The organism is Sinomonas soli (genome assembly GCF_054782415.1).
Genome location: NZ_BAAGSN010000006.1, coordinates 219,535 through 227,411, shown reverse-complemented (window position 1 = coordinate 227,411; position 7,877 = coordinate 219,535). Strand labels below are relative to the sequence as shown.

At 72.5% G+C, this 7,877-nt stretch carries 3 protein-coding genes and 1 tRNA gene; 2 read left to right on the top strand and 2 right to left on the bottom strand.

Features of this window, described 5'->3' with window-relative positions; translation table 11 throughout:
* Positions 1–275: 275 nt before the first annotated feature.
* Positions 276–352 (bottom strand) — tRNA-Arg (locus ACYVKZ_RS06695).
* A gap of 293 nt (positions 353–645) precedes the next feature.
* Between ACYVKZ_RS06695 and ACYVKZ_RS06690 the strand changes: the two genes are divergently transcribed.
* Together ACYVKZ_RS06690 and ACYVKZ_RS06685 are read left to right on the top strand one after the other, a co-directional pair.
* On the top strand, positions 646–2,469 hold the full coding sequence (locus ACYVKZ_RS06690; protein WP_460991285.1) for a phosphoenolpyruvate carboxykinase (GTP): 1,824 nt from the start codon (positions 646–648) through the stop codon (positions 2,467–2,469).
* A 146-nt stretch (positions 2,470–2,615) separates the two neighbouring features.
* Positions 2,616–5,066 carry a PEP/pyruvate-binding domain-containing protein gene (locus ACYVKZ_RS06685; RefSeq protein WP_460991284.1) on the top strand — a complete coding sequence of 817 codons (2,451 nt, stop codon included), beginning with the start codon at positions 2,616–2,618 and terminating at the stop codon, positions 5,064–5,066.
* A gap of 125 nt (positions 5,067–5,191) precedes the next feature.
* Here ACYVKZ_RS06685 and ACYVKZ_RS06680 read toward each other — a convergent pair whose 3' ends face one another.
* Positions 5,192–7,864 carry an ATP-dependent Clp protease ATP-binding subunit gene (locus ACYVKZ_RS06680; protein WP_460991283.1) on the bottom strand — a complete coding sequence of 891 codons (2,673 nt, stop codon included), beginning with the start codon at positions 7,862–7,864 and terminating at the stop codon, positions 5,192–5,194.
* Positions 7,865–7,877 lie beyond the last annotated feature (13 nt).

Genomic DNA, 7,877 nt, shown 5'->3' with positions numbered 1-7,877 from the left:
CCCCAGCATGCTACGGGACCGCCACCCGCCTCCCTCCATCTGGGAGTCACCTTCTGGGAGTCAGATCCTGGGGTCACCTTCTGGAGACCACGTCCGTGCACCGGTGGGCGGCGGGCCCACCGCCGGTGACCCGGCCGATCGCAGCCGAGTCGCGCCGTCGTGCGTACCCGGAACGGGAGGAGTGCGGCGAGATGCGTACCCGGAACGCCAAAAATGCAGCGAGATGCGTACCCGGAACTGAAAAGGACCCGGTCGCTGTGACCGGGTCCTTCGTGTGGTGCGCCCAGAGGGATTCGAACCCCCGGCCTTCTGTTCCGTAGACAGACGCTCTATCCAGCTGAGCTATGGGCGCTTGCGTGCCATCCGGTTCGTTCCCGCCCCGTTCGGCCTCGAATAACTGTACGCGAACACCCCGCCAACTCCAAATTGCCGGGGTGTGGCCATCCCCGGCGCCACGTAGCGCCACAATTGCTAGACCGGTCTACGTGACCTTGATCACTTAACTGGGATCCAAGTCGCTGTTCGCCCCCGGAAACTCGCGATTTTCGGAAGCCAGGCTCTCAAATCAGGGACTTTCGCCCCCGGTGGTACAGACCACCTTCCCTAGCATGGAAGGACACGCCGACCCCACCGAAGGAGACCGACATGGGCGAAACTCGTCTGCCGCTGCTCGCGGAAGCCCCCACCACGTACGAGCCCCTGCTCTCCTGGGTCGAGGACATCGCCGAACTGACGAGGCCCGACCACATCCACTGGGTCGACGGCTCCGAGGCGGAGTACCGGCAGCTGACCGACGAGCTCGTCGCCGCTGGCACCCTCACCCGTCTGAACCCCGAGCTCTTCCCCAACTCCTTCGCGGCCTTCTCGGACCCCGCGGACGTGGCGCGCGTCGAGGAGCAGACCTTCATCTGCTCGCGGAACGAGCGCGACGCCGGCTTCACCAACAACTGGATGGACCCGGACGCCATGAAGGAGAAGCTCACGGGCCTCTTCGACGGCTCCATGCGCGGCCGCACCATGTACGTCATCCCGTTCGTCATGGGCCACCTCGACGCCGAGGACCCGAAGTTCGGCGTCGAGATCACCGACTCTGCCTACGTCGTCGCCTCGATGCGCATCATGGCGCGCATCGGCACCGACGTGCTGAAGAAGATGGAGGAGACCCGGGCGTTCTTCGTGCCCGCGCTGCACTCCGTGGGCGCCCCGCTCGAGGAGGGCCAGGAGGACGTGCCGTGGCCGTGCAACCCGGAGAAGTGGATCGTGCACTTCCCCGAGGAGCGCTCCATCTGGTCCTACGGCTCGGGCTACGGCGGCAACGCCCTGCTGGGCAAGAAGTGCTACGCCCTGCGCATCGCCTCCGTGATGGCGCGGGACGAGGGCTGGCTGGCCGAGCACATGCTCATCCTCAAGCTCACGAGCCCCGAGAACAAGGTCTACAACATCGCCGCCGCGTTCCCGTCGGCCTGCGGCAAGACCAACCTCGCGCTCCTCGACCCGACCATTGAGGGCTGGAAGGTCGAGACCCTCGGCGACGACATCACGTGGATGCGCTTCGGCAAGGACGGCGAGCTGCGCGCCGTCAACCCCGAGGCCGGCCTGTTCGGGGTGGCCCCGGGCACCGGCTGGGGCACCAACCCGAACGCGATGCGCGCCATCGCCAAGGGCAACAGCATCTTCACCAACGTGGCGCTCACCGATGACGGCGGCGTGTGGTGGGAGGGGATGACCGAAGAGGTTCCCGCACACCTCACCGACTGGCAGGGCCACGACTGGACGCCGGACGCCGACCAGCCCGCCGCCCACCCGAACTCCCGGTTCTGCACGCCGATCGACCAGATCGACATGCTGGCCCCCGAGTACTTCGCCCCGGACGGCGTCGAGGTCAACGCGATCCTCTTCGGCGGCCGCCGCAAGACCACCGTGCCGCTCGTGACGCAGTCGCGCAGCTGGGCCCAGGGCATCTTCTACGGCGCCACGCTCTCCTCGGAGACCACGGCCGCGGCGGCCGGGGCCGTCGGCGTGGTCCGCCGCGACCCGATGGCGATGCTGCCGTTCATCGGCTACGACGCCGGCGACTACCTCGCCCACTGGGTGCGGGTCTCCGCGAAGGCCAACCCCGCGAAGCTGCCCAAGATCTTCCTCGTGAACTGGTTCCGCCGCACGCGGGACGGCGGGTTCGCCTGGCCCGGATTCGGCGACAACAGCCGTGTCCTCAAGTGGGCCATCGAGCGCATCGAGGAAGCGGCCGACGCGGTCGAGACGCCGATCGGCTTCGTGCCCACGCCGTCGAGCCTGGACCTCACCGGCCTCGACATGACGGAGGCCGAGGTCGAGGAGGCGGTCCGCTTCGACCGCGACGAGTGGCTCAACGAGCTTCCCGGCCTCACCGAGTGGTTCGAGCGGTTCGGCGGCTCGCTGCCGAAGAGCATCACCGCCGAGCTCGACTCCCTCAAGACCCGTCTCGCCTGAGACGGCCATGACCCCGGCGGTTTAGACGGCGCCGGTCTCCAGGAGGGCTGCCCCGCTGCACACGGGGCGGCCCTCCTACTCTTTCCGGGGGGTCACCTCCTGAGGGCGGCCTCCCCGTGGGCGGCATGCGGCGGTACGTTGGAGCGATGGACGACGGCGTCTCCTCACCTCGTGTCCTCCCGCTCGCCTCGGTGGGCGCTGACGACCTGCCCGCGGTGGGCGGCAAGGGTGCGAACCTCGGGGAACTGGTGGCCGCCGGGCTCCCGGTCCCGCCCGGGTTCGTCGTGACCACCGCGGCGTACCGCGCGCACGCCTCAGCCGCTGGGCTCGACCCGGCGGCCGCCGCGGCGGATCCGGCCCGCGCCCGGGACCTCCTGACGCACACGCCCCTCGCGCCAGAGACGCGGCATGGAATCGCCGCCGCCCTGACGGACCTCGGACCGGAGGGCACCCGCGTCGCCGTCCGGTCCAGCGCGACAGCCGAGGATCTCCCCGGTGCGGCGTTCGCCGGGCAGCAGGACACCTTCCTGGACGTGACGGGCACGGACGAGGTGCTCGACGCCGTCCGCCGCTGCTGGGCCTCGCTCTGGACGGACCGCGCGGTGGCGTACCGGCAGCGCCAGGGGATCGGGCCGGAGGAGGTCGCGATCGCCGTCGTGGTCCAGCGCATGGTCCCGGCCCAGGCCGCCGGCGTGCTCTTCACGGCCAATCCGCTCACGGGCCGCCGCGCGGAGCTCGTGGTCGATGCTGCCCCGGGCCTCGGCGACGCCGTCGTCTCGGGCGAGGTCACCCCCGAGCACCTCGTCGTCGGCCGTGACGGCGCCGTGCGCTCGGTGCTGCCCCGGTACGAGGGCGCGCCTCGCGTCCTCTCCGACGCCGCCGCCGCGCAGCTGGCCGCCCTCGCGGTCAGGGCCGAGCGGCACTTCAGCGGCCTCGCGGGCGAGGAGGTGCCGCAGGACATCGAATGGGCGCTCGTGGACGGGCGGATCAGCCTCGTCCAGGCCCGGCCCATGACGGCCCTCCCGCCGGAGCCGCCAGAACTGGGCCGGATCCAGCGGACCGTGGGCCCGTTCTTCCTCGAGATGTTCGCGGTCCGGCCGCATCCCCTGGACGTCACCGGCTGGCTCGCCCGCGGCGTGCTGCCGATGTTGGACCTCATGGCCGGCAGCGTCGGGGTCCGCTTCCCGCCCCTCGGCCAGGTGATCCGGGAGCGCGAGGGCTTTCCGCTCCAGCTCGTCCCCCCTCGGCCCAGGCCGAGCCTGCTCATGGTCGGGGCACCGCTCTCTCTGGCCCGGCGCGCGCGCCGGTACGACGTCTGCCGGTGGACCGCGGACCCGCTCCTGGCCGAGTTCGACGCCGCGGTGGCCGCCCTCGAGGCCGAGGACCCGGCAGCGCTCCCGTGGCCTGACCTCGTGCGGCGCGTGGACCGCTGCAACGCCTCGCTTGAGCCGGTGGCCAGGATCCGGGTGCGGTACCTGCCCTCGGCATTCGTCCCCTTCGCCCCGCTCCGTCTCCTGCTCGCCGCGCTCGGGCTCGGACGGCTCGCGTCGCCGCTCGTGGCGGGCGAGCGGACCCGGACGCGGGACGGCAACGACGCGCTCGAGGCGCTCGCCGGCGTGGTCCGCGCCGACCCGGAGCTGGCCCGCGCGGCGGCCGGGCCGGACCCCGCCGAATTCCTCCGCGCCGTCCGGGAACGCCCGGAGTTCGCAGGCTTCGCGGCAGAGCTGGATGCGTTCCTCGCCGAGTACGGGCACCGGGAATCGGTCAGCGTGCTCCTGGCGACGGCGCCCACGTGGCGCGACGATCCCACCCCGGTCGCCGCGATCCTGATGTCCCTCGCGGCCGCGCCACCGGAGGGCCCCACGCCCGACAGGGCCGCGGAGGCCCTCTCGGAGCTCCTCGCCCACCCGCTCCTGCGGCCACGGCGCGCCGCGGCGGCTGCCCGCGCGGTGGTCGGCGCGTGCCGCCGCGGGCTCGCCTTCCGTGAGGACACCCACTTCCACGCCACCCGGCTGCTGCCGCCGCTGCGCCACACGTTCCTCGAGCTCGGCCGCAGGCTCTCCGAGGTGGACGCCCTCGCGGCCCCCGAGGACGTGTTCCACCTCCGCTTCGAGGAGCTGGCCGCCCTTGCCGACCCGGTGGTGATGGACGACGCCGAGGCCGCCCGGGTGCGCGCCCTCGCCGCCCGCAGGGCGCGGCTGAGGCGGGAGTACGCGGGCGTGCCGATGCTCGACCCGGGGCTCTTCGCCCCGGCCCGCGCCGGCGCGGACGCCGCCGACGCCCTGCTCTCGGGGACCCCGGCGAGCGGCGGGGTCGCAGAGGGACCGGTGAGGGTGGTTCCCGGCCCCGAGGCCTTCGCCTCCCTGCGGGCGGGGGAGGTGCTGGTGTGCCCCAACACGAACCCCTCGTGGACCCCGCTGTTCGCCCGGGCGGCAGCGGTGGTCGTGGACACCGGCGGCCTGGGGTCCCACGCGGCGATCGTCGCGCGGGAGTACGGGGTGCCGGCCGTCATGGCGACCGGGCATGGAACGTCCGTGCTGCGGGACGGACAGCGCGTCCGGGTCGACGGCACCCGGGGACGCGTGGACCTTCTGTGACGGTTGAGGGGTCATGTCCCTGCCTTGAGGGGTCAGAAGACAGCGATGAGGGGTCAGGTCCTCTCGAGACCTGACCCCTCATCGTGGGGATGTGACCCCTCATCGTGGGGATGTGACCCTCAGAATCAGGCGGCGGGGGCTGCCTCGGCGACGTCCGCGCGGACGGTGAGCAGCGCGCCGTCGTGCGTGTCCGCGCACTCCGCGCCCTCCGGAACCGAGACGCCCACGGTGACCCGGCCGCCCTCGGCGACCGCCCCGGTGACGAGCAGGTCCGCCACCCGGTCCTCGAGCTCGCGCTGGATCACGCGCCGCAGCGGGCGGGCCCCGAACTCGGGCTCGTAGCCGCGGTCGGCGATCCAGTCCACCGCGTCCTCGTCCACGGCCAGGGCGATGCCCTGGGCCGCGAGGCGGGCCTCGGTGCCGCGCAGCTGCAGCCGCACGATGTCGTGGAGCTGCTCACGGGTGAGCTTGCGGAACAGCACGATCTCGTCGATGCGGTTGAGGAACTCCGGCCGCATCGTCTCGCGCAGGCGCCCCATGATCCGCGCGCGCAGCTCGGCCGCCGAGGGGCCGCCGTCGGCGCCGCCGGCTGCAAAGCCCAGCGCGGCGCCGCGCGTCGCGAGGAACTCGGACCCGAGGTTGCTGGTCATGATCACCACCGTGTTGCGGAAGTCCACGGTGTGGCCCTGGCCATCCGTGAGCCGCCCGTCGTCGAGGACCTGCAGGAGCAGGTTGAACACGTCGGGGTGGGCCTTCTCGACCTCGTCCAGCAGCACCACGGAGTACGGGTGCCGGCGGACGCGCTCGGTCAGCTGCCCGGCCTCCGAGTAGCCGACGTATCCCGGAGGGGCGCCGACGAGCCGAGAGACCGTGTGGCGCTCGCCGAACTCGCTCATGTCGAAGCGCACCATGGCGGACTCGTCGCCGAACAGCGAGGCCGCGAGCGTCTTGGCGAGCTCGGTCTTGCCCACGCCGGTCGGGCCGAGGAACAGGAAGCTGCCCACGGGACGGTTGGCGTCGCCGAGGCCGGTGCGGTTGCGGCGCACCGACTTGGCGATCACGGAGACCGCGTCCTCCTGCCCGACCACGCGCTCGTGGAGCTCGTCCTCGAGGCGCGCGAGCCGTTCCCGCTCGCCTTCGGTCAGGCGCGCGGCGGGGATGCCGGTGGCGCGGGCCACGACCGCGGCGATGTCCGCCTCGCGCACGACGGCGTCCGGCCCGCTCCCGCCCGCGGCGTCGCCCTCGGCGGCGGTCCCGGCAGGACGGGCAGCGCCCGAGGCCTCTGCCTCGATGGTCGCCGTGAGCGCGTCGATCTCGTCCCGGAGCCGGGAGGCCTCCTCATAGGCCTCACGGGCGATGGCGGCCTCCTTCTGCTCTGTCAGCTCGGCGACCCGGGCCCCGAGGGCCTCGAGGTCCACGCGCGGGCCACGGGCCAGGCTCAGGCGCGCCCCGGCCTGGTCGATGAGGTCGATCGCCTTGTCCGGCAGGTGGCGGTCCGTGATGTAGCGGTGCGAGAGCTCGACCGCCGCGCGGACTGCATCCTCGGCATAGGTCACGCCGTGGTGCTCCTCGTAGCGGTCCTTGAGCCCCTCGAGGATCGCCACGGCGTCCTCGACGCTCGGCTCGCCGACCGTGACGGGCTGGAACCGCCGCTCGAGGGCGGGGTCCTTCTCGATCTTGCGGTACTCGTCGAGGGTCGTGGCACCCACGAGGTGCAGCTCCCCGCGGGCGAGCCGGGGCTTGAGGATGTTCCCGGCGTCCATGCCGCCCTCGCCGCCGCCCCCGGCGCCGACCACGGTGTGGATCTCGTCGACGAACGCGATGATGTTCCCGTCCTCGGCGATCTCGTCGATGGTCTTGGTCAGTCGCTCCTCGAAGTCGCCGCGGTAGCGGGTGCCGGCGAGCATCGCTGGCAGGTCGAGGGAGATGACGGTGCTGCCGGCGATCTGCGCCGGAACGTCCCCGGCCGCGACGGCCTGGGCCAAACCCTCGACGATCGCGGTCTTGCCCACGCCGGCCTCGCCGATGAGCACGGGGTTGTTCTTGGTCCGGCGTGCCAGGATCTCGATGGCCTGCTCGATCTCGTCGGCGCGGCCGATCACGGGGTCCAGCCGGCCCTCACGGGCGAGGGCGGTCAGGTCCGTGCCGAACTGCTCGAGCATCGACCCCTTCGTGCGCCGGCCCTTCTGGGCTGCCGTGGCGCGCAGGGGGCGCCTGGCCGCGCGCGGCGAGTGGCCGGCGTCGTCCGCGGGGTCCGCAGCGGCGGCCGAGGATTCGCCGTCCTGCAGCGACTGCGGGGTGACCCCGGCCGCTGCGAGGATCTGGCCCGAGGCGGCGTCGGAGTTGAGCACGAGGGCGAGGAAGAGGTGCTCGGGGTCGATGTAGGTCGAGCCGACCGAACGGGCCACCTTGTAGGCGTCGAGGAACGCGTGCTGGGCGCTCGTGGTGAGCGAGGGCATGCCGTCGCCGTCGTTCTGGTCACCGCCCACCGTGCCGGGCAGCCGGTCCTCGGCGGAGGCGGCGATCCCGGCCGGGTCCGCGCCCGCGTGCGTGATCATCGCGGCGACCTGCTCCGTCTCGGTCAGGGCGCGCAGCAGGTGCAGGGCGTCCACTTCGCGGTGACCGTGCTCCCGGGCGTAGCGGCCGGCGGCATTGAGGACCGTCTGGGTCCCGCGGCTCACGAGCCTCGTCATGTCGATGGGGCGTCCAGGCCGGCGAGCGCCCTGGCCCTGCAGGTAGCGGGCGAGGAACTCGTCGAAGGAGCCATTGCCGGCGGCGGGGCCGAAGAAGAGTGGCATCAGTTGTCCTCCG